17 protein-coding genes are annotated in these 20,221 nt (G+C 65.4%); 10 read left to right on the plus strand and 7 right to left on the minus strand.

Annotated features, from left to right (window positions below):
- Positions 1–99: 99 nt before the first annotated feature.
- On the plus strand, positions 100–1,752 hold the full coding sequence (locus SJI03_RS17815; RefSeq protein ID WP_322428075.1) for a methyl-accepting chemotaxis protein: 1,653 nt from the start codon (positions 100–102) through the stop codon (positions 1,750–1,752).
- Here the strand turns inward: SJI03_RS17815 and SJI03_RS17820 are convergent.
- The 3 genes from SJI03_RS17820 to SJI03_RS17830 all read right to left on the minus strand — a co-directional run bounded on the left by SJI03_RS17820 (position 1,724) and on the right by SJI03_RS17830 (position 4,677).
- A complete protein-coding gene (locus tag SJI03_RS17820; protein WP_322428076.1) occupies positions 1,724–2,470 on the minus strand; it encodes a DUF2071 domain-containing protein in 747 nt (248 codons plus the stop codon). The genes SJI03_RS17815 and SJI03_RS17820 overlap by 29 nt on opposite strands.
- Before the next feature lie 270 nt (positions 2,471–2,740).
- Positions 2,741–3,523, minus strand: coding sequence for a 3-hydroxybutyrate dehydrogenase (locus SJI03_RS17825; RefSeq protein ID WP_099380595.1), 783 nt, complete (start codon positions 3,521–3,523; stop codon positions 2,741–2,743).
- Between the two features lie 92 nt (positions 3,524–3,615).
- Positions 3,616–4,677 (minus strand): AraC family transcriptional regulator, encoded by a 1,062-nt coding sequence (locus SJI03_RS17830; protein WP_322428077.1) that lies wholly within the window; start codon positions 4,675–4,677, stop codon positions 3,616–3,618.
- Between the two features lie 139 nt (positions 4,678–4,816).
- Between SJI03_RS17830 and SJI03_RS17835 the strand changes: the two genes are divergently transcribed.
- The 4 genes from SJI03_RS17835 (at position 4,817) to SJI03_RS17850 (ending at position 9,926) form a co-directional block, all read left to right on the plus strand.
- Entirely contained in the window at positions 4,817–6,427 is a 1,611-nt protein-coding gene (locus tag SJI03_RS17835) for an FAD-binding oxidoreductase (RefSeq protein WP_322428078.1), read from the plus strand.
- Complete coding sequence (locus SJI03_RS17840) at positions 6,424–7,992, plus strand: glycerol-3-phosphate dehydrogenase/oxidase (protein WP_322428079.1); 1,569 nt, start codon at positions 6,424–6,426, stop codon at positions 7,990–7,992. Before SJI03_RS17835 ends, SJI03_RS17840 begins: the two co-directional genes overlap by 4 nt.
- 122 nt (positions 7,993–8,114) lie before the next feature.
- Positions 8,115–8,342, plus strand: a complete 228-nt coding sequence (locus SJI03_RS17845) for a hypothetical protein (protein ID WP_322428080.1) — start codon at positions 8,115–8,117, stop codon at positions 8,340–8,342.
- Between the two features lie 3 nt (positions 8,343–8,345).
- Positions 8,346–9,926, plus strand: coding sequence for an FGGY-family carbohydrate kinase (locus SJI03_RS17850; RefSeq protein ID WP_322428081.1), 1,581 nt, complete (start codon positions 8,346–8,348; stop codon positions 9,924–9,926).
- A 4-nt stretch (positions 9,927–9,930) separates the two neighbouring features.
- Here the strand turns inward: SJI03_RS17850 and SJI03_RS17855 are convergent, their stop codons facing one another.
- The 3 genes from SJI03_RS17855 to SJI03_RS17865 all read right to left on the minus strand — a co-directional run bounded on the left by SJI03_RS17855 (position 9,931) and on the right by SJI03_RS17865 (position 13,862).
- A complete protein-coding gene (locus SJI03_RS17855) occupies positions 9,931–11,289 on the minus strand; it encodes a diguanylate cyclase (protein ID WP_099380601.1) in 1,359 nt (452 codons plus the stop codon).
- Positions 11,290–11,580: 291 nt separating this feature from the next.
- Entirely contained in the window at positions 11,581–12,774 is a 1,194-nt protein-coding gene (locus tag SJI03_RS17860) for a PLP-dependent aminotransferase family protein (RefSeq protein WP_035826548.1), read from the minus strand.
- Positions 12,775–12,950: 176 nt separating this feature from the next.
- The gene (locus SJI03_RS17865; protein WP_322428082.1) at positions 12,951–13,862 is read right to left on the minus strand and encodes a DMT family transporter; all 912 of its coding nucleotides are present in this window, start codon (positions 13,860–13,862) and stop codon (positions 12,951–12,953) included.
- Between the two features lie 136 nt (positions 13,863–13,998).
- On the opposite strand from SJI03_RS17865, the gene SJI03_RS17870 reads away from it, so the two are divergent.
- From SJI03_RS17870 to SJI03_RS17885, 4 genes are all read left to right on the plus strand, one after another.
- Entirely contained in the window at positions 13,999–15,432 is a 1,434-nt protein-coding gene (locus SJI03_RS17870) for a PLP-dependent aminotransferase family protein (protein WP_322428083.1), read from the plus strand.
- An 88-nt stretch (positions 15,433–15,520) separates the two neighbouring features.
- Positions 15,521–17,440 carry a molecular chaperone HtpG gene (htpG, locus tag SJI03_RS17875; RefSeq protein WP_322428084.1) on the plus strand — a complete coding sequence of 640 codons (1,920 nt, stop codon included), beginning with the start codon at positions 15,521–15,523 and terminating at the stop codon, positions 17,438–17,440.
- A gap of 149 nt (positions 17,441–17,589) precedes the next feature.
- Complete coding sequence (locus SJI03_RS17880; RefSeq protein ID WP_099380606.1) at positions 17,590–17,979, plus strand: hypothetical protein; 390 nt, start codon at positions 17,590–17,592, stop codon at positions 17,977–17,979.
- Positions 17,976–18,341 carry a hypothetical protein gene (locus SJI03_RS17885; protein ID WP_322428085.1) on the plus strand — a complete coding sequence of 122 codons (366 nt, stop codon included), beginning with the start codon at positions 17,976–17,978 and terminating at the stop codon, positions 18,339–18,341. The genes SJI03_RS17880 and SJI03_RS17885 overlap by 4 nt, the downstream gene beginning before the upstream one ends.
- On the opposite strand, the gene SJI03_RS17890 is transcribed toward SJI03_RS17885, so the two are convergent.
- A complete protein-coding gene (locus SJI03_RS17890; RefSeq protein WP_322428086.1) occupies positions 18,318–19,049 on the minus strand; it encodes an alpha/beta fold hydrolase in 732 nt (243 codons plus the stop codon). The two genes, SJI03_RS17885 and SJI03_RS17890, sit on opposite strands and share 24 nt — an antisense overlap.
- Before the next feature lie 134 nt (positions 19,050–19,183).
- Between SJI03_RS17890 and SJI03_RS17895 the strand changes: the two genes are divergently transcribed.
- Positions 19,184–20,221 carry a hypothetical protein gene (locus SJI03_RS17895; RefSeq protein WP_322428087.1) on the plus strand — a complete coding sequence of 346 codons (1,038 nt, stop codon included), beginning with the start codon at positions 19,184–19,186 and terminating at the stop codon, positions 20,219–20,221.

Raw genomic sequence — 20,221 nt, forward strand, 5'->3', positions numbered from 1 at the left:
GTGCCGATGCGGACTGCCGCCGGTGCGGCGCTGTCCGGCGTTTTGCCTATTTCCCACTCTCCTCCCGCTCCCGCACGGGCTACAGCCAAGGATACGACCATGCGACTCAATCTTCCCGTCAGCGACACCGAAATCAAGCTGAGCGATACCGAGACCATCGTCTCGACTACCGACTTGCAAGGCAATATCACGTATGCCAACCCGTATTTCATCGCCGTCAGCGGTTACAGCGCGGAAGAATTGATCGGTGCGCCGCAAAACATCCTGCGCCATCCGGACATGCCGGTCGAGGCGTTCGCCGATTTCTGGGCCACCATCCGCTCCGGGCGCTCGTGGAGCGGCATGGTGAAAAACCGTTGCAAGAATGGCGATTACTACTGGGTGCTGGCGAACGTGACGCCGGTGGTGGAGGACGGCGTGGCCGTCGGCTACATGTCCGTGCGTACCAAGCCCACGCGCCAGCAGGTGGCGCAGGCGTCCGCCCTGTACGCGCGCATCAAGGCGGGGCAGGCCGATGGCATCGTGATCAGTCAGGGCGCGGCCGTGCGCACGGGTTGGCTGGCCAAGTTCGCGAGCCTGCGCGACTTGCCGCTGGGCAAGCGCATCGGCTGGAATCTGGGTTTGCTGACGGTCGTTCTGCTGCTGCAACTGGCGTGGAATGCGGGCGTGTTGCCGGCTGCGATCCATGGCTGGCTGACGGGCCTGTCCTTGGTGGCAGTGTGCGCGACCCTGTATTTCTGGCACAGCTTGCACCGCGCCGTGCTGCAACCCTTGCAGCAGGCGCGCCAGGCCTGCGATGTGATGGCGGGCGGCGACCTGACGGGCGAGCTCGACACCACGCGGCGCGACGAGATGGGACAGTTGCTGCGTTCCTTGCGCCAGTTGCGCGTGAACTTGCATTCCATCGTCGGCGACGTGCGCGGCAATTTTCTGCGCATCAGCATGGCCAGCCAGGAAATCGCCGCCGGCAATATGGACTTGTCGGGCCGCACGGAAGCGCAGGCGTCGGCCCTGCAGCAGACGGCGTCGAGCATGGAGCAACTGGCCGCCACGGTGCAGCAAAACAGCGGCAATGCCGTGCATGCCAGCGACATGGCGGGCAAGGTGCACGGCCTGGCCGGGCGCGGCGGCGAGCTCGTCGACCAGATGGTGACGATGATGGCGGACATTAACGCTTCATCGAAGAAGATCGGCGACATTACGGGCATCATCGAAGGCATTGCCTTCCAGACCAATATCCTCGCCTTGAACGCGGCCGTGGAAGCGGCGCGCGCGGGCGACCAGGGGCGGGGATTCGCCGTCGTGGCGGGCGAAGTGCGCAGCCTGGCCCACCGCAGTGCGGCGGCCGCCACGGAAATCAAGCAATTGATCACGGCATCGCTGGCGCAGGTGCAGGCGGGCGCGAAGCTGGCGCAGCAGGCGGGCGCCAGCAGCGCCGAGATGCTGGGCGCCGTGCAGGGCGTGCACGGCATCATGGAAGAGATCGCCTCGGCGTCGCGCGAGCAAAGCCACGGCATCGGCCAGGTCAACATGGCCGTCACGCAGATGGATGAAGTCACGCAGCAGAACGCGGCGCTGGTGGAGGAATCGGCGGCCGCCTCGGCCTCGCTGCAAGACCAGACCTTGCAGCTGGAACAGGCGATGGCCTTGTTCAAGCTGGAACGGCGGCGCGGCGGCCCGGCAGGTCCGACCACGTCCCTGCGCGCGCCCGAGCGCCGCCGTGCTACAGCAGGCGCTCTGACAACGCCTTGAAGGGCACCCTGGGCACGAGAAAGGCAAATGGCGTTGACACGGGTGGCAATTGCGCCAGCAAGCCGCAGTCGGCGCGCAAGGCCGTCAGCGCTTGCACTTGATCCACATCAACGGGCAAGTCGATTTCGCCGAAGACCAGCTTGCCGTTGCGCGGCACATGCGCGATGGCCGCATCCTGGCAGGCGAGGAAGGCGACGGCGTCGCACCAGTTGCCGAACAGCGCTTGCCAGTCGGCATCGAGGCCATGCTCCGCGACGATGTCCGCCTGCACGTCCAGCGACGGCGCGCTGCCGGCGCCGCTGGCAATGCTGCAGCGGGCCTGCGTGGCCGTCACGTCATGCGCCATGCCGGCGGCCAGGTGGGTCGGCAAGATATCGCTGAACAGCCGCGTGCCCAGCGCGTGCGGCAAGCTGGCCATGATGTTTTTCAAGAAATACACGCAAGGCACGTCCGGCGCGCCCGCAGGCGTGTGATCCAGGTACAGGCGCCAGTTGCTTTGCAGGGGAGACGGGAGCAGGCGGCGCAAGGGACCGAGCGGGGCCGGGCCGAAATGCCCGTGGCGGTAGGTCAGCACGGTAAATGGCGTCTTGCCGTCGCGCTGCCACAGGGTTGCGCCGGCCGGCAGCAATTGCTGCGCGGCAGCGGCGTCGACCAGCCAGCTCACGTAGATGACATCGCGCACGTCGCTGTGCAGGGTCAGGAAGGGCAGGCGGGACATGACAGCCTGGCGTAGGTTGGCGAAGCGCGTGCTATTGGCGAGCGCGGCAAACAATCGCCCCGGCCAGCCCGCGCGCGGGTGACGGTAAGTGTTGTCTTGCAATTGGGAGCTTTCGGGAAAGGCGCAGGAAGGTTGATACGCTAACGCTGCAACGTCCGCCCACATCATCGCGAGCGGCAGCGATGTGTGGCCGAGACGCGCAGCTGTGCTGGAGCACAGCGAGCATCGCAGGCCGCACAGGGCGCCGCGCAGCCGATGTGGGCGGGTCCACTACTGCATGTGCCAGCCGTGGCTGACGACGATCGATTGTCCGCTCAGGGCGTTCGACGGGAACGCCGCCAGGAAAACGGCCGTTTGCGCCACGTCTTGCGTGGTGGTGAATTCACCGTCGATGGTGTCTTTCAACATCACTTTCTTGATCACGTCCTCTTCGCTGATGTTCAGCTGGGCCGCCTGTTCAGGGATTTGCTTGTCGACCAGCGGCGTGCGCACGAAGCCGGGGCAGATGACGTTGGCGCGGATGCCATCCTTGGCGCCTTCCTTGGCCACCACCTTGGCCAGGCCCAGCAAGCCGTGCTTGGCGGCAACATAGGCGCTCTTGAACGGCGAGCCTTCGTGCGAGTGCACGGAACCCATGTAGATGATGGCGCCGCCGCGGCCGGCCTTGATCATTTCGCGCATGCAGGCGCGGGTGGTGAGGAAGGCGCCGTCCATGTGAATGGCCAGCATCTTTTTCCATTGGTCGAACGGATAGTCGACGACGGGGCTGATGATCTGGATGCCCGCATTGCTGATCAGGATATCGATGCTGCCGAAGTGGGCCGCCGCATCTGCCACGCCCTTGTCGACTTGCTCTTCGCTCGAGACATCCATGGCGACGGCAAACGCCTGGCCGCCAGCCTGCTTGATTTCCTCGGCCGTCTTGCTGGCCGCTTCCAGGGCCAGGTCGGCGATGACGACCTTGGCGCCTTGCTTCGCGTATTCAATGGCCATTTCCTTGCCGATACCACTGGCGGCGCCGGTAATCAGTGCGACTTTGTCTTTGAGTTGCATATTAATCCTTTGCATTGCGGGTTGGAGTGATCGTGGAAAACCTGACTATGCCAGTATAGCCAGAAAACGGGCCGCGCATGCCCCGCGCACGGCTAAACGGCTTGCTGCCTGTCAAGGATTTCCTGTAGCCGCCAGGCGCCGGGATTGGTGCCCGCCCAGGTGCGAAACGCGTGATTGAACGCGCTTTGTTCCTGGTAACCGAGCAGGAAGGCGATGTCGACCAGCGACAAACCCGGCTCGCGCAGATAATCGCGCGCCAGGCCGTACCTGGCCTGGTCCAGCAGGGCCTGGAAGCTGGTGCCCGCGTCGGCCAGCTTGCGCTGCAAGGTGCGCGGCGTCATGGCCAGGGTGGCGGCAACGGTGGACAGCCGCGCCGAACCCTGGCGCAAGCCCGCCACGATGGCCGCGTGGACTTGCGCGTCGATGGCGCCGCCGGTGTCCGCTTCTGCCTGGCGCTGTGCCAGCAATTGTTCCGCATGCTGGCACAGCACGGGGTACAGGCTGACGTCGGCGTTCGGCACGGGCCAGTCCAGCAATTGCGCGTCGAAGGTGGCCGTGTTGGCGGGGGCGTTGAAGGCGGGCAGGCTGCCCAGCACGCGCACGTATTCGTCGCGGTGCGCCGCATGGCGCAGCAAGTCGCCGCCGCCATCGTGGGTGAAGGCCAGTTGGGCCGGCGGCAGCGGCATGCCGGCCAGCCAGTCGCCGCAGACTTTGACACCGGCAAAGACGCTGTCGACCAGGTGCCGGCTGGCACCCGGATAATTGCTGGCCCAGCGGTAATGCGCGACAGCGCCATCGCGCTGCAGGGTCGAGCGGCCCAGGTCGTGCGCCAGCCGCTCGTAGCGAGCCGTCTGTTCCAGCGCCTGGCCCACGTTGCTGCAACTGAGCAAAATCAAGCCATACGCGCTGTACGTGCCCATGCGCACGCGCTGGCCCACGTGCAGGCCGAAATGCGCATCGCCGGCCAACTGCGCGCCCGCATCGAGCAGGCGCACGTAGTCGCGCGCGGCCAGGCCGGGCGCAGACGCTTCCAGGCCGTGTGGCGCCACCCCGGCTGCCTGCGCCAGGCTGGCGCTATCGATGCCGTGCGCGCCGGCCGCTTCCAGCAGCGGCAGCAGATAGGCGCCGGCGACCCGGCCGTCAGTATTTGTCATGATGGAACAATGCGATTGTCATGAAAAACCAATACCCTTCGTCTGTGGCGGCATATGCTATTGATCTAGCAAGAAAATCAGGCAAGAACAGTATAGCAAGCCGCCGTGGCACGCAACTGGCCGAACACAGGGGATATCGATGCAACGCTGGAATGGCTGGGGAGACGAGAGCATCACGTATGCGCTGAGCGAGGACGCGCTGGCCTTCCTGGGCGAGCGCCTGGGGCCTGGCAGCGGCATTGTCGATGCCACTTTCGACGACGCTTGCGCGCGGGTGCCCGCTTCGCGCCTGGCGCCGCATCCGCTGATCGACACTAAGCCTGCCACGCGCGTGCGCCATGCGCTCGGTCAAAGCCTGCCCGACTGGTTCAAGCTGCGCCATGGCCGCATCGGTGCCGTGCCCGACGGGGTGGCCTTTCCCGACAGCGCGCTGCAGGTGCGCCAGCTGCTCGCGTATGCGCGCCAGGCGTGCGTGGCCGTCATTCCGCATGGTGGCGGCACCAGCGTGGCCGGGCATTTGACGGTGGCGGCGGGGCCGCGTCCCGTGCTGGCGATCAGCCTCGCGCGCCTGTGCGCGCTGGGCCACCTGGACCGCGAAGCGCAGCTGGCCACGTTCGGCGCGGGCGTGTATGGCCCCGACCTGGAAGCGCAGCTGCGCGCGCAGGGCTACACCCTCGGTCATTATCCGCAGTCGTTCGAGTATTCGACCCTGGGCGGCTGGATCGCCACGCGCTCGTCGGGCCAGCAATCGTTGCGCTATGGCCGCATCGAGCAGCTGTTCGCGGGCGGCGAAGTGGAAACGCCGGCCGGCACCTTGAGCATCCCCACGTTTCCCGCTTCGGCGGCCGGCATCGACCTGCGCGAAATGGTGCTTGGTTCCGAAGGGCGGCTGGGCATCCTGACGCAGGCGACGGTGCGCGTCTCGCCGCTGCCGCCTTATGAAGCATTCCACGCCGTGTTTTTCGCCGACTGGGGCCAGGCGCAGGCAGCCGTGCGGGTACTGGCCCAGTCGCGCCTGCCGCTGTGCATGCTGCGCCTGTCGAATGCGCTGGAAACGCAAACCATGTTGACCCTGGCCGGGCATAAAAAACTGGTGGGACTGCTGGAACGCTATTTGTCGCTGCGCGGCTGCGGCGAAGGCAAATGCATGCTGATGCTGGGCGTCAGCGGAGAAGAAAAAACGGCGCGCGCGGCCCTGCGCGGCGCCCTGGCGCTGGCGCGGCGGCACGGGGGCGTGCACGTGGGACGGCATATGGGCGATAAATGGAAGCAGGGACGCTTTCGCAACGTCTACCTGCGCAACGGGGCCTGGGAACACGGCTATGTCATCGACACGGTGGAAACGGCCGTTGACTGGCCGCGCGTCACGGCGATGATGGCTGCGCTGGAGCAGGCGGGCGCCGGCGCGCTGGCGCAGCACGGCGAACAGGTGCATGCGTACACGCATTTGTCGCACGTGTACGCGCAGGGTGCCAGCGTCTACACCACGTATGTGTACCGGCTGGCGCCGACATTTGAAGAAAACATGGCGCGCTGGCGCAGTCTGAAGGACGCTGCCAGCGCCGCCATCGTCGCCAACGGCGGCACCATCAGCCACCAGCATGGGGTGGGCACGGACCACGCGCCATGGCTGGCGGCGGAGAAGGGCGAGCTGGGCATCGCTGCCATGCGCGCGCTGCTGCGCCAGTTTGACCCGCAGGGCATGATGAACCCCGGCAAACTGCTGCCCGAAGCGGGAGGCGGCTTGTGAACAGGGCGGAGTTGCCTGGCATCCTGGCGCGCGAGTGGGATATCTTGATCGTCGGCGGCGGCATCACGGGTGCCGGCATCTTGCTGGAAGCATCGCGGCGCGGCTTGAAGGCCTTGCTGGTGGAGCAGCGCGATTTCGCCTGGGGCACGTCGAGCCGCTCCTCGAAGCTGGTGCACGGCGGCTTGCGCTACCTGAAGCAGGGCCAGTTCGGCATGACGCGCGAATCGGTGCATGAGCGGCAAGCCTTGCTGACGGATGCGGCGGGGCTGGTCGAGCCGCAGGGCTTTGCCTTTGGCGACTACAGGGGCCGGAAGCCGGGGCGGTGCCAGTTCATGCTGGGACTGGCCATCTACGACGTGATGGCGGGCCGGCGCGCGCGCCGCTATGTCGATGCGGCGGATTTTGCCATGCTGGCGCCGCACATCCGGCGCGACGATCTGCGGGGCGGCATGCTGTACCAGGACGCCAAGACGGACGATGCGCGCCTGGTGCTGCGCGTGCTGCAGGAGGCGCGCCGCCATGGCGGCGTGGCCGTCAATTACCTGGGCGTGGCAGCGCTGCTGCGTGAAGGTGACAAGGTCGCCGGCGCCACCTTGAACGATGCGCTCGATGGCACGGTATGCACCGCGCGCGCGCGCCTGGTGATCAGCGCCACGGGCGCCTGGGCCGATGGCTTGCGCGGCCAGGTGGGAGAAAAGCCGAAACTGCGACCCCTGCGCGGCAGCCACCTGCTGCTGCCCGCCTGGCGTTTGCCGCTGGCGCAAGCCGTCAGCCTGATGCATCCGCACGATGGCCGTCCCGTGTTTGCCTATCCCTGGGAGGGCGCAACCCTGGTGGGCACCACCGATGTCGATCACGGCGCCAGCCTGGATATGGAGCCGGCCATCACGCGCGCGGAACTCGATTACCTGCTGGCGGCGCTGCGCTGGCAGTTCCCGCAACTGGCGCTGGGCGAAGACGACGTGCTGGCCACGTTTGCCGGCGTGCGCCCCGTGATCGACAGCGGCCAGCTTGACCCGTCGAAGGAAGCGCGCGAACATGCGCTATGGCTGGAAAACGGCTTGCTGACGGTGGCGGGCGGCAAATTGACGACGTTTCGCGTGATCGCCCTCGATGCCTTGCGCCGCGCCGCGCCGCTGCTGCCGGGCTGGCAGGCGGATCTGCGTCCCTTGCCGATTTTCGCCGCAACGCCGCCCCTGTCGGGCAAGGCGCTGGCGCTCGATGGCGAGCAGCGCGAACGCCTGCTGGGCCGTCATGGCGTGGCCGCGCAAGCGTTGTGCGAGGCGGCGCAGGACGGCGAACTGGAGCCGATTCCCGGCACGCAGACCCTGTGGGCGCAGCTACGCTGGGGCGCGCGCATGGAGGACGTGCGGCACCTGGACGACTTGCTGCTGCGGCGCACGCGCCTCGGTTTGCAGCTGGCTGGCGGCGCGCTTGCTATCATGTCGCGCCTGCGCGCCATCTGCCAGCATGAACTGGGCTGGGATGATGTACGCTGGGATGCGGAGCAGGCGCGCTACCTGGCCCTGTGGCGCCGCCATTACAGCGTGCCGCAAGGCGAGTGAAGAAACGATAAAAATATAAAAAGGAGAGCATCATCGAGACCACCCTGTTTGGCCAGCCCCTGGCGCTGGGCGACGCCCGCATCACCTACGACAGCCTGTCGCCGCTGGACTTGCGCCAGAGCGTGGACGTCCTAGTCGACGACTTGGGCGAAGACCTGCTGCAAATCACGTGCGCGAATGGCGACATCGTCGACGTGGGCTGGTATCCGGCCTGGAATGCACAGGGACGCTTGCGCGTGGTGGCCGTGCGGGGGCAGGATTGGGACGCGCCTGTCTTCAGCGCGCAGCCGGAAAAAGATCCGCAGGCGCTGCTGCAGGCGCTGCGCGCCGCGCTGGCCAGTGTGGCGTAAGCCATGGCCTCCTTAGCGGGCGCTGGCCCGTATATCCTCTCCATCGACAATGGCACGCAAAGCGTGCGCGCGCTGCTGTTCGACCGGGACGGCAAGCTGGCGGCGAAGGCGCAAGTGTTCCTGGAAGCGTATTACTCGGAGCACCCCGGCTGGGCCGAGCACGACGCCGACGGCTACTGGCAAGCCGTGTGCGAAGCGTGCCAGCAGCTGTGGCGCAGCACGGACATCAATAAATCGTCGGTCGCAGGCGTGGCCGTCACCACGCAGCGCGGCACGGTGGTCAACGTGGATGAACATGGCGCACCGTTGCGGCCTGCCATCACCTGGCTGGACCAGCGCAGCACGCGCGATATCCCCCAGTTGGCGCCATGGTGGCGCGCCGCCTTCCGCGCCACGCGCCTCGATGGCACGATTACGTACTTTCGCCGCGAGGCCGAGATCAACTGGATCAGCGCGCACCAGCCCGATATCTGGCGCCGCACGCACAAATTCCTGCTGCTGTCGGGCTTTCTGAACCACCGCCTCTGCGGGCGCTACGTCGATTCGACCGGGTCGCAAGTGGCGTATATTCCCTTCGACTACAAGCGCCATGCGTGGGCCGGGCGTTTCGACTGGAAATGGCAGGCCCTTGCTGTCAAGCCCTCGATGCTGCCCGAGCTGGTAACGCCCGGCACGCGCATGGGCGCCATCACGGCAACCGCCGCCGCGGCGACGGGCATCCCGGAGGGCACGCCCTTGCTGGCGGCGGCCGCCGACAAGGCGTGCGAAGTGCTGGGCGCCGGCTGTGTCGAACCGCACGTGGCGTGCCTGAGCTACGGCACCACGGCCACCATCAACACGACTAACCGCAAGTACGTGGAAGTGACGCGCTTCATTCCGCCGTATCCGGCCGCCATGCCGGGCGCCTACAGCACGGAAGTGCAGATATTCCGCGGCTACTGGATGGTCAACTGGTTCAAGGAGCAGTTCGGCGACCGCGAACGGGCGGCCGCGGCCGAAGACGGCACCGGCCTGTCCGCCGAAGCGCTGTTCGACCGCCTGGTCGACGCCGTGCCGCCCGGCTCCATGGGCCTGATGCTGCAGCCGTACTGGAGTCCCGGCATCAAGGTGCCGGGCCCGGAAGCGAAGGGTGCGATGATCGGCTTTGGCGACGTGCACACGCGCGCGCACATTTACCGCGCCATCCTCGAAGGTCTCGCGTATGCGCTGCGCGAAGGCAAGGAGCGCATCGAGCGGCGCAGCGGCATTGCGATTACGGAGCTGCGCATCGCGGGAGGCGGTTCGCAAAGCGACGCCGCCATGCAGCTGACGGCGGACATCTTCGGCTTGCCGGCCGCGCGCGCCCACGTGTATGAAAGTTCGGGCCTCGGCGCGGCCATCGCCGCCGCCGTGGGCCTGGGCTGGCATGCGGATTTTCCCGCCGCCGTGCAAGCGATGACGCGCAAGGGCAAGGTATTCCAGCCGCATCCCGGGCACAGCAAGGTCTATGAAAAACTGTACCGGCGCGTGTACCAGAAGATGTATGCGCGGCTGCAGCCCCTGTACCGTGAAATCGCCGACATCACCGGCTATCCTGAAAAGTGACCGGCTAGCGCTGAACGAGCGCCTTGACCGTTTCCCAGGCCGCGCTGCCCGATTGCGTGACGCGCACCTGGTTGCGGCCCCCTTCCTTGGCCACGTACAGGGCGCGGTCGGCGGCGACGAACAGCGCTTCGCGGTTGTCCAGCTGGTGCGGGCGGATCGTCGCCACGCCGATGCTGACGGTGATCCACGGCGAGGTGACCGATCGCGGGTGCGGCAGTTGCAGTGCCTCGATGTGCGTGCGGATGGCTGCGGCCAGGTGCAGGGCGCCTTCGGCATCCGTGTCGGCGAACAGCAGGACGAATTCCTCGCCGCCGTAGCGGGCCGCCAGGTCGCCCGGGCGTGCGGCGTGCGAGGCGATGGCTTGCGCCACCTGCTGCAGGCAGCTGTCGCCGGCCGGATGGCCCAGGCTGTCGTTGTACAGCTTGAAGTGGTCGACGTCGAGCACCACCAGCGACAGGACGCCGCCGCCGCGCACGGCGCGCTGCCATTCCTTTTCCAGGAAGCTGTCGAAATGCCGGCGGTTGGCGATCTGCGTCAGCGGGTCGAGGTAGGCGGCGCGCTGCAAGGCGTCTTCCGACTGCTTGTGGTGCGTGATGTCGTGCAGCAGGCCGATATACAGGGGCTGGCGCAGGTACATGGGCGTCAGCGTCAGGTCCATGCTCAGCGCCTCGCCGTTGCGGTGGCGGATCGCCACTTCGCGCGTGCCGTGGTTGTGCGCTTTTTCCGGATTGGCCGCGTGCATGGCGAAGTAATCGAGGTATTCCTGCGTCACCAGGGGGCTGAGCAGCTCGCCGATGGAGCGCCCTGCCAGTTCGTTTTCGCGGTAGCCCAGGTACTGGTCGCAGGCCGGATTGGTGTACTGGATACGGCCGTCCGCCTCGATGATCAGCAAGCCCTCGGCCATGTTGTTGACGATGGTGCGCAGGCGCTCGGCCTGTTCCTGCTGGGTTTCATTGTTGCTGCGGATTTGCAGCTGGGCGCGCACGCGCGCGCACACTTCTGCCATGCGCAGCGGCTTGCTGATGTAATCGACGGCGCCGCAGTCGAAGCCGGCCACCACGTCTTCCGTTTCCGTCTTGGCGCTCATGAAGATGACGGGGATGCCCTGCGTCAGCGGGTGCTGCTTGAGGCGGCGGCACGTTTCGATGCCGTCCATGTCCGGCATCAGCACGTCGAGCAGGATCAGGTCGGGGCGCGCGCGCTGGGCGATCGCCAGCGCCCGTTCGCCGGACGTGGCGACATAGGTTTGATAACCTTGTTCGCTCATCAGCTTGCGCAGCACCTCAAGGTTGGCCGGCGCATCGTCGACAATCAAAATGGCGGCGTCGCGCCGCTGGGAATAATCCACACTGCCTGAACTCATTGCTTCCGGCCTTCTCGATGTACTCTGCGCTGCCAGCGTTTGCCGCTGTCGGTGATGCTGACCGGATTCAAATCGGATACAGCGGTCAAATCATACCGCTTTGCTAATTTTTTGGGTGAAAAAATCGACGTTGTGCGACGCGGTAAAATATTATTTTTATACTATTTTTAAGAATAAATACACGCAGTTGCTATCGTGAAGGCGGTTTTTAGGCGGAAAAGACGCGTGCCCCCCCTGGCGCAGGGGGCAGCTGGGACACGCCCCGCGGCGGGCGGGGCGTGAAGAGGCGAGTTACATTTTTGCGGCGATCAGTTTGCCGAGGATAGCGATGCCTACACGGATGCGTTCCGGCGGCACCGTCACGAATGACAGGCGCAGGGTGTGCGTTTCCGGCGTGTTCGCGTAGAACGGCGCGCCTGGCACGAAGGCGACCTTGTTGGCGATGGCTTCATCGAGCAGTTTCATCGCGTCGATGTGCTTCGGCAGGGTGACCCAGATGAACATGCCGCCTTCCGGCTTGGTCCACGTGACGCCGGCCGGGAAGTGCTCTTCCAGCGCCGACAGCATGGCCTGGCACTGGTTGCCGTACAGGCTGCGGATGCTGGGGATATGCCGGTCCAGGAAGCCATCCTTGATCACTTCATGCACGACCATCTGCGTCAGCTGCGAGGTGTGCAGGTCGGCTGCCTGCTTGGCCAGCTCCAGGCGACGCACGAGCGGCATCGGCGCCACCACGTAGCCGAGGCGGATGCCGGGCGTGAGCACTTTCGAGAACGAGCCCATATATATCACGCCATCGGGATTCATGTTGATCATCTTCGGATACGGCTCGCCGCTGTAGCTCAGGGCGCCGTACGGATCATCCTCGATCAGCGGCAGGCCGTGGCGGGCGCAGGTTTCCACCAGTTCCACGCGGCGCGCCACGGACAGGCTGCGGCCCGTCGGGTTCTGGAAGTTCGGCAGCGCGTACAGCAGGCGCGCGCCATCGGCGACGGGATTGATCGACGACGGCACCAGGCCTTCGTCATCGGTGTCGACGGAAACGAATTCGGGACGGTAGACCGAAAACGCCTGCAGGGCGCCCAGGTAGCTGGGGGTTTCCACCAATACCTTGCTGCCTTCGTCGATCAAAACTTTGCCCAGCAAGTCCAGCGCCTGTTGCGAGCCGGACGTCATCAGCACTTGTTCCGGCATGATGGTGCCGCCATTGCCCGAGAGCGAATCGGCGATCCACTGGCGCAGCGGCAGGTAACCGTCGGTCGGGCCGTATTGCAGGGCGACCTTGCCATTGTTCGACAGGACCTTGTCGAAGGCGGTCTTCATTTCTTCCACGGGGAAGGTGGCGGGCGAGGGCAGGCCGCCGGCAAACGAGATGATCTCGGGACGCTGCGTGATCTTCAGGATTTCGCGGATGAACGAGCTTTGCAGCTGTTCCGCGCGTTCGGCAAAGCGCCATTGGATCGGATTCGGATTTTCAATTTTCATACGAGTCTCACAGAAGATGCCGAGCTGCGCCGGCTGGATTTGTTGGCCCGCTTGTGGCGGTGCGTGCGCAAGCGGCGCCGGATAGGCGTCGCCATGGTGCTGCGGTATTGTACGGCTTGCACGTCGCTCTGCCCATCCGCACGCGCAAGGGCGTTGCAAATGGGCGTCAGGGAGCGTTACTTCAGCTTGCGCCCGATCCCCACCACGGCGATCACGGCGCCGGCAAACAGCAGGCTTTCCCCCGTCAGGGGTTCATTCAGCAGCAGCGCCGCGCCCACCAGGGTGAGGAAAGGCTGCAGCAACTGCGTCTGTCCCACGCGCGCCACGCCGCCCAGCGCCATGCCCCGGTACCAGAAAAAGAACCCGATAAACATGGAAAACACGGAAATATAGGCAAAGCCCAGCCAAGCTGCGCCGCTGGCCTGCGCCATCAGCGCGCGCTGCGGCCAGGCGTTCCACAGCACCACGGGCAAGACAAACGGCACGGCCAGCAGCAGCGCCCAGGAAATCACGTGCTGGCCCGGCATGGCTTGCGCCAGGCGTCCCCCTTCCGCATAGCCGAGTGCAGCCAGCAGCACGGCGGCAAAGATCAGCCAGTCGGCCAGGTGGAAGCTGCCGCCGCCCTGGCGCAGCGCGAACGCCACCACCAGCGCCGTGCCGAGCAGGGCCATCAGCCAGAAACCCGGTGATGGACGTTCCTTGCCGCGCAGCACGGCAAAGACGGCCGTGGCCAGCGGCAGGATGCCCACCAGCACGGCGCCGTGCGAGGCAGGCAGGCTGCGCATGGCGATCGACGTCAGCCAGGGAAAGCCCAGCACGCAGCCCAGCGACACGAGCGCCAGCGGCAACCATTGCTCGCGCCGCGGCATGGGCGCGCGCTGCTGCCACAGCCACAGGCCGGCCAGCATGGCCGCCACCAGAGCGCGGCCCAGGGCGACAAAGGTGGGATCGAGTTCGGCCACGGCCATGCGCGTAAAGGGCAGGGTCAGGCTGAAGAGGGCGACGGCGATCAAGCCCAGCAACAGGCCTGTGCGGTCGGCGCCGAGGCGCAAGGGGTGACTGGAGGAGGTGGTGGCGTGCGATGGCATGGCTGTCCTGGTGCGGGTGTGTGAGATAAAGGCGGGCAGAGGTGGATGAATGTGCCCGGTACTGCTATCCTAGGGCGCAATAGCAATACAGTGCAAATACACTTTTACGCATAATTCCACATACTGTGATGGTCATATGAGCAATACACTCGCCTCTCCGTCCCTGCCCTTGCTGTCGCGCGCCTCGGGCGAAACCCTGATCGACCAGATCGCGCGCTCGCTGGCGGCGCGCATCGACGACAAGCTGCTGCGCGGCGGCGCGCGCATGCCGTCGATCCGCCAGTGCGCCGCCAGCCTGGACGTGTCGTGCGCCACGGTGGTGGCCAGCTACGACAAGCTGGTGGCGCGCGGCTACCTGGAATCGCGGCGCGGCGCCGGCTTTTTCGTGCGCGAGCGCTCGCCCCTGAACACGCCGGCGCCGCCCGCTGGCGCGCAGGACGCGGTGGCGCAGCCGATGGACGTGGTGTGGTTGATCCGTAACATGTTTCGCCAGACACCGTCCATCCCCGCGCCCGGTTCCGGCATGCTGCCCGCCGAATGGCTCGATGGCGACCTGGTGGCGCGCGCCTTGCGCGACGTCAGCCGCCAGCCTGGCAGTTTGCTGCTGGGCTATGGCGCGCCGCAGGGTTTCCTGCCGTTGCGCCAGCAGTTGCAGCTGAAGCTGGCGGAGCTGGAAATCGCCTGCCCGCCCGAGCAGATCGTCACCACGGTGGGCGTAATGCAGGCGCTGGACCTGGTGGCGCGCGAGTTTGCCCGCCCCGGCGAGACCATTTTCGTCGACGATCCCGCGTACTGGCTGATGTTCGGCGCCTTTGCCGCCATGGGCATGCACGTCATCGGCATCCCGCGCCTCGGCGACGGTCCCGATATCGCCGTGCTGGCCGAGCTGGCGGCCCTGCATCGCCCCAGGCTGTACGTGATCAACTCGGTGCTGCACAACCCCAGTTCGACGTCGCTGTCGGCGGCCAAGGCTTTTCAGGTGCTGCGGCTGGCCGAACAGCATGATTTCCTCATCGTCGAAGATGACATTTATTGCGACATGCACCCGGGCGGCGCGGTGCAGCCGGCCACGCGCCTGGCCGCGCTGGACCAGCTGCGCCGCGTGATTTACCTGGGCGGCTTTTCCAAGAGCCTGGCGGCGAACCTGCGCGTGGGCTTCATCGCCACGTCCCCGGAACGGGCGCAGCGCCTGGCCGACCGCAAGATGCTGGCTACCCTCACCACCAGCGACATCGGCGAAAGGGTCGTGTATAAAATCCTCTCGCAAGGGCTGTACCGCAAGCATGCGGAGCGCCTGCGCGCGCGGCTCGACAAGGTGCGCGAGGGTACCTACCGCAAGGTCGAACAGGCGGGCTTGCGCTTCGAGCCGGCATCGGCGGGCATGTTCGTGTGGGCCGATGCGGGCTGCGACACGAATGTCTTGGCCGAAAAAGCGCTGGCCGAAGGCCTGGTGCTGGCGCCGGGCAGCCTGTTTTCCCCGCGCCAGCTGCCGTCGACGCGCATGCGCCTGAACCTGGCCACGGTGCAGGATGAGCGCATCTGGGCGTTTTTCGGCCGCACACTGGGGTAAAACAGCACATTTGCAGGGGGCTCTTGAAATCGCTTGTACCATCCCCAACTCGGTAGAATCCGTCCATCCACAAGACTATGAGGTAAAAATGGCTGTCTCCGAAAAGCAAACCCTGGGTTTTCAGACCGAAGTGAAGCAAATGCTGCACCTGATGATCCATTCCCTGTACTCGAACAAGGAAATCTTCCTGCGCGAATTGATCTCGAACGCGTCCGACGCGGCCGACAAATTGCGCTTCGAGGCGATCGATAACGACGCCCTGTACGGCAACGATCACGAATTGAAGATCAAGGTCAGCTTCGACAAGGATGCGCGTACCATCACCATTTCCGACAACGGCATCGGCATGACCCGTGACGAGGCGATCTCGCACCTGGGCACCATCGCCAAGTCGGGCACCAAGGAATTCTTCGGCAAGCTGTCGGGCGACCAGCAGCAGGACGCAGCCCTGATCGGCCAGTTCGGCGTGGGCTTCTATTCGGGCTTCATCGTCGCCGACAAGATCACCGTCGAAACGCGCCGCGCCGGCGCGGACGCCTCTGAAGGCGTGCGCTGGGAATCGGCCGGCGAAGGCGATTACAGCATCGAGACCATCGAAAAAACGGGCCGTGGCACGGACATCATCCTGCACTTGCGCGAAGGCGAGGACGAATTGCTGTCGAGCTGGAAGATCAAGTCCATCATCCGCAAATACTCGGACCATATCTCGCTGCCGATCGTGATGCAGAAAGAAGAGTGGGACGACGAGAAAAAGGAAACCGTCCTGAAAGACGAATTCGAAACCGTCAATCAGGCCAGCGCCCTGTGGGCCCGCAACAAGGCCGACATCACGCCGGAACAGTACGACGAATTCTACAAGCACGTGTCGCACGACTTCCAGTCGCCGCTCACGCATACGCACAACCGCGTGGAAGGGCGCAGCGAATATACGCAGCTGCTGTACATCCCGGCCAAGGCGCCGTTCGACATGTGGGACCGCAACAAGCGCGGCGGCATCAAGCTGTACGTCAAGCGCGTCTTCATCATGGACGATGCCGAGCAGCTGATGCCGACCTACCTGCGATTCGTGCGCGGGGTGATCGACTCGGCCGATCTGCCGCTGAACGTATCGCGTGAAATCCTGCAGGAGTCGCGCGACGTCAAGGTGATCCGCGAAGGCTCGACCAAGCGCGTGCTGGGCATGCTGGAAGAACTGGCGAACGCGGACGAGCAGGACAAGAAGGACAAGTACGCCGTCTTCTGGAAGGAATTCGGCCAGGTGCTGAAAGAGGGCATCGGCGAAGACGCGGCCAACAAGGAACGTCTGGCCAAGCTGCTGCGCTTTGCGTCGACCGCCAACGACAGCGATGAACAAATCACCTCGTTCGCCGATTACGTGGCGCGCATGAAGGAAGGCCAGGACAAGATTTACTACGTCACGGCCGACAACTACGCTGCCGCCAAGAACAGCCCGCACCTGGAAATCTTCCGCAAGAAGGGCGTCGAAGTGCTGCTGTTGACGGATCGCGTCGATGAATGGATGCTGTCGTTTATCCAGGACTTCGAAGGCAAGGAACTGGTCTCCGTCGCCAAGGGCGGCCTGGATCTGGGCGCGCTGGAAGACGAAGCGGAAAAGAAAGAGCACGAAGAAACGGAAACCTCGTACGCCGACCTGGTAGGCAAGATGAAGACTGTGCTGGCCGACAAGGCCAAGGACGTGCGCGTCACGTTCCGTCTGACCGATTCGCCAGCCTGCCTGGTGGCCGATGAGAACGAATTGTCGGGCAACCTGCTGCGCATGCTCAAGGCGGCGGGCCAGAACGCGCCGGAATCGAAGCCGATTTTGGAAATCAACCCGAACCACCCGCTGGTGACGCGTCTGAAGTATGAAGACGCGGAAGGCGGCAAGTTCGGCGACTGGGCCAACATCCTGTTCGACCAGGCCATGCTGGCCGAAGGCGGTTCGCTGGCCGACCCTGCCAGTTTCGTGAAACGCCTGAACGAATTGCTGCTCAATACGGCGAAGTAAACGCCTTGCTGTCGACGTAATCAAGCCGGCCCTTTCTGCGTGAAAGGGCCGGCTTTTTTTTATGCTACAGTGCGCGATTATTTTATTTTGTGGAAATAGCAATGGCGCATTGCCCTGCATGTGACAGTTCCAACGTTCAACGCCTCTCCATGGTGCATGCCTCCGGCATTTCCGGCACATCGACCCATATGTCGGGCAGGATCGATGGTGATTTCATCCACGGCCATGCGCATACGCGCAGCCAGACCTTGTTGTCGCGCCAGGCCGCCAGGCCGGCGATGCAGGCGGGCCAGAAGGTAGGACTGATCGTGTTGGGCGTCATCGCTTTCGTCATCGCCGCCGTCGTCTTTTACCAGGCCGGCGCAAATGGCCTGTTCTGGATATTCGTGGCAGGGGGCGTCGTCTCCATCGCCTGGTCGCAAACGGCCTTCATCGCCAATTGGGACAAGGATGCCGCCGCCATGCAGGACAAATATGCGCGTACCTTCATGTGCCATGCCTGCGGCCACCGCTTCGTTCCCGTACTCAGGCAACCATGAAAAACCGCCTGGTGGCGGGCCTGGGCGCGCACGCGCTGGGCTGCCTGCTGTTTATTGTGTTGAGCTGGCTGGGATTTTTTCTGTACACGCAGCTGTTCGGCAGCCTCGGCTCGCGCGGCGTGGCCGGCGGCCTGGCCTTGCTGCTCGTGTTTTACGTGTATGCGGGGACGAATCTGCTGCTGGCGCTGTTGCCGCCCGGCAGGTGGAAGCCGGCGCTGTGCGGCTTGCTGGGCGCGGCCGTGCTCGCGTATCTGTTGCCCCAGCATCCGCTGCGGGCAATCTACTTCAGCGCGCTGGCGGGCGGCTTGAGCTGGCTGGCCGTGCTGGCCAGCGCGCGTTTAAGCGGATACCTGCGCGGCTGACAGGCCATCAAGAAAAGCGGTGACGGCGCTGGCTGCCGCTTCCGGCGCCGCCTGCAGCAGCATGTGCGGCGCAGCGATGTCGGCCAGTTGCGCGCCGGGCGCCTGCAGCAGTATCTGCAGGGCGTTCGCCGGCGGCACCAGGCGGTCGTGGCGCGCGCGCAGATACAGCACGGGCAGGCTGCCGCGCGCGAAGCTGCGCGAGGCGTCGGTTTCCAGCACGGCGCGCAGGCGCTGGCGCAGTACGCTGGGCGGCACTTGCGCCAGCGCCGCTGCCAGTTCATCCTGCAATTCCGGCGTGGAGCAGGGCGCCAGCAGCGCCTGGCGCAGGGCGAAGCCGGGCATGGCGCCAAAGGGCACAAGGCCGAGCAGGTGGCGCAGCGGCGCCAGCATCGGACGCGGATTGCGCACGAATGAACAGCACAGGATCAGGGCGCGCATGCCGGGCGGCGGATCGGCGCGCAGGGCTGCCCCCAGCGGTCCGGAAAACGATTCGGCCAGCACGACGAAAGGGCGGTCTTGCGGCAAGCGCTCGCGCACGAATGCTTCCAGCGCCGCGTAATCGAGCGGTGCAGCCGGATAGGCGATGGCCAGGGTGTCGATGGCGGCCTGCGCGCGCAAGGCGGCGTCAAAACGGTGGAATAGCCGGGCTGTGCCATCCATGCCGGGCAGGAGGACAAGCAGGGGCGAGGCGTGGGTGGGAGTCGTCATTGCGGCCATCATAGCAGCCGCGCCGGCATATGCACTGTCCGCCAGCGGCACGGCATGGGCGCTGGCGCCATGCTAGAATCGCCAGCGCGCCATGCGTGGCCGTAAGAGCGGCCAAATCCCCGACAGACAGAATCATGCATATCATTTTTTCGAATTACCGTACCCTGGGCGGCGCCTTGCTGGCAGCGTCCTGCGTCCTTTCCCAGCCTGCCTGCGCCACGGCGGCACCTTCGGCGCCGGCCGGGAAAAGCCTGTCCTCACTGCTGGCCGGCGGTCCCTTGCCGCGATTGAGCGAAGACCCGCAAGTGCGCGCGGCCCTGTTCGATTTCTTCGGTTACGCGCGCGGCAGCTACACGGAAGACGATGAACTGCTGCTGGCGCAGGCGCTCGAAGCGATCAGCGAAAAGCGCGACGCCACGCGTACCGTGCTGGCCGATGGCCGCCAGTTGCTGGCGTCGATGAATGACCGCAAGCAGGGCCGTGAGCGGGGCGCCATGTTGCTCGACAAGCGCGGCGCCATCATCGCCTTTGGCCTGGTCAACGGGCATTGCCACCTGGAGGGCCAGCCGCTGGCGAAAGTCTGCAATCCCGATCCGAATGCGGTGCTGACGGTATTCCACCGCAAGGGCATGCTGGTCGGGGATGCGGCACCCTTGCTGGCCTGGGCCCGGCAATTGCCGCCCATGCTGGCGCTGATCGCGGGCGACAAGGAAGCGGGCGCCGATGGGCAGAGGATCGCCAGCGTCGAATATGTGCTGGCGCAACCGGCCCTGCCGGGCTGGAATCGCGCCCAGCTGCCGCCCGCGTATCCGCCGGCGCTGCTGCCGCTGCTGCTCGATAAGTCCACGGTGTTGACGTCGGCCGGCGCCGGCGTGTTTGCCTATCCGCTTACCTTGAAGGGCAAGAAGCAGAACAATGTACTGGACCATGCCGAAGGCCGCCCGCCGCGCGACCTGGAAGTGGCGCTGCGCAGCTATGCCAGTTTCGATACGGTGGTGGAGCGCTATCGCCGGGTGGCCAAGGGCGCCAGGCTGCAACGCAACGAGCGCACGGCTTACCTCGATGGCGACATGGGGCAGGGCAGTTACCGCGTCTACATCCGCAACACGGGCGCGGATGGCGTGATGATCGACGTGGCGCTATGGCAGCGCAAGCTGGCGGCCGGCCGCTGA

It is taken from the genome of Janthinobacterium sp. GMG1, assembly GCF_034427795.1.
In the GTDB taxonomy this organism is placed as follows: Bacteria; Pseudomonadota; Gammaproteobacteria; order Burkholderiales; family Burkholderiaceae_D; genus Janthinobacterium.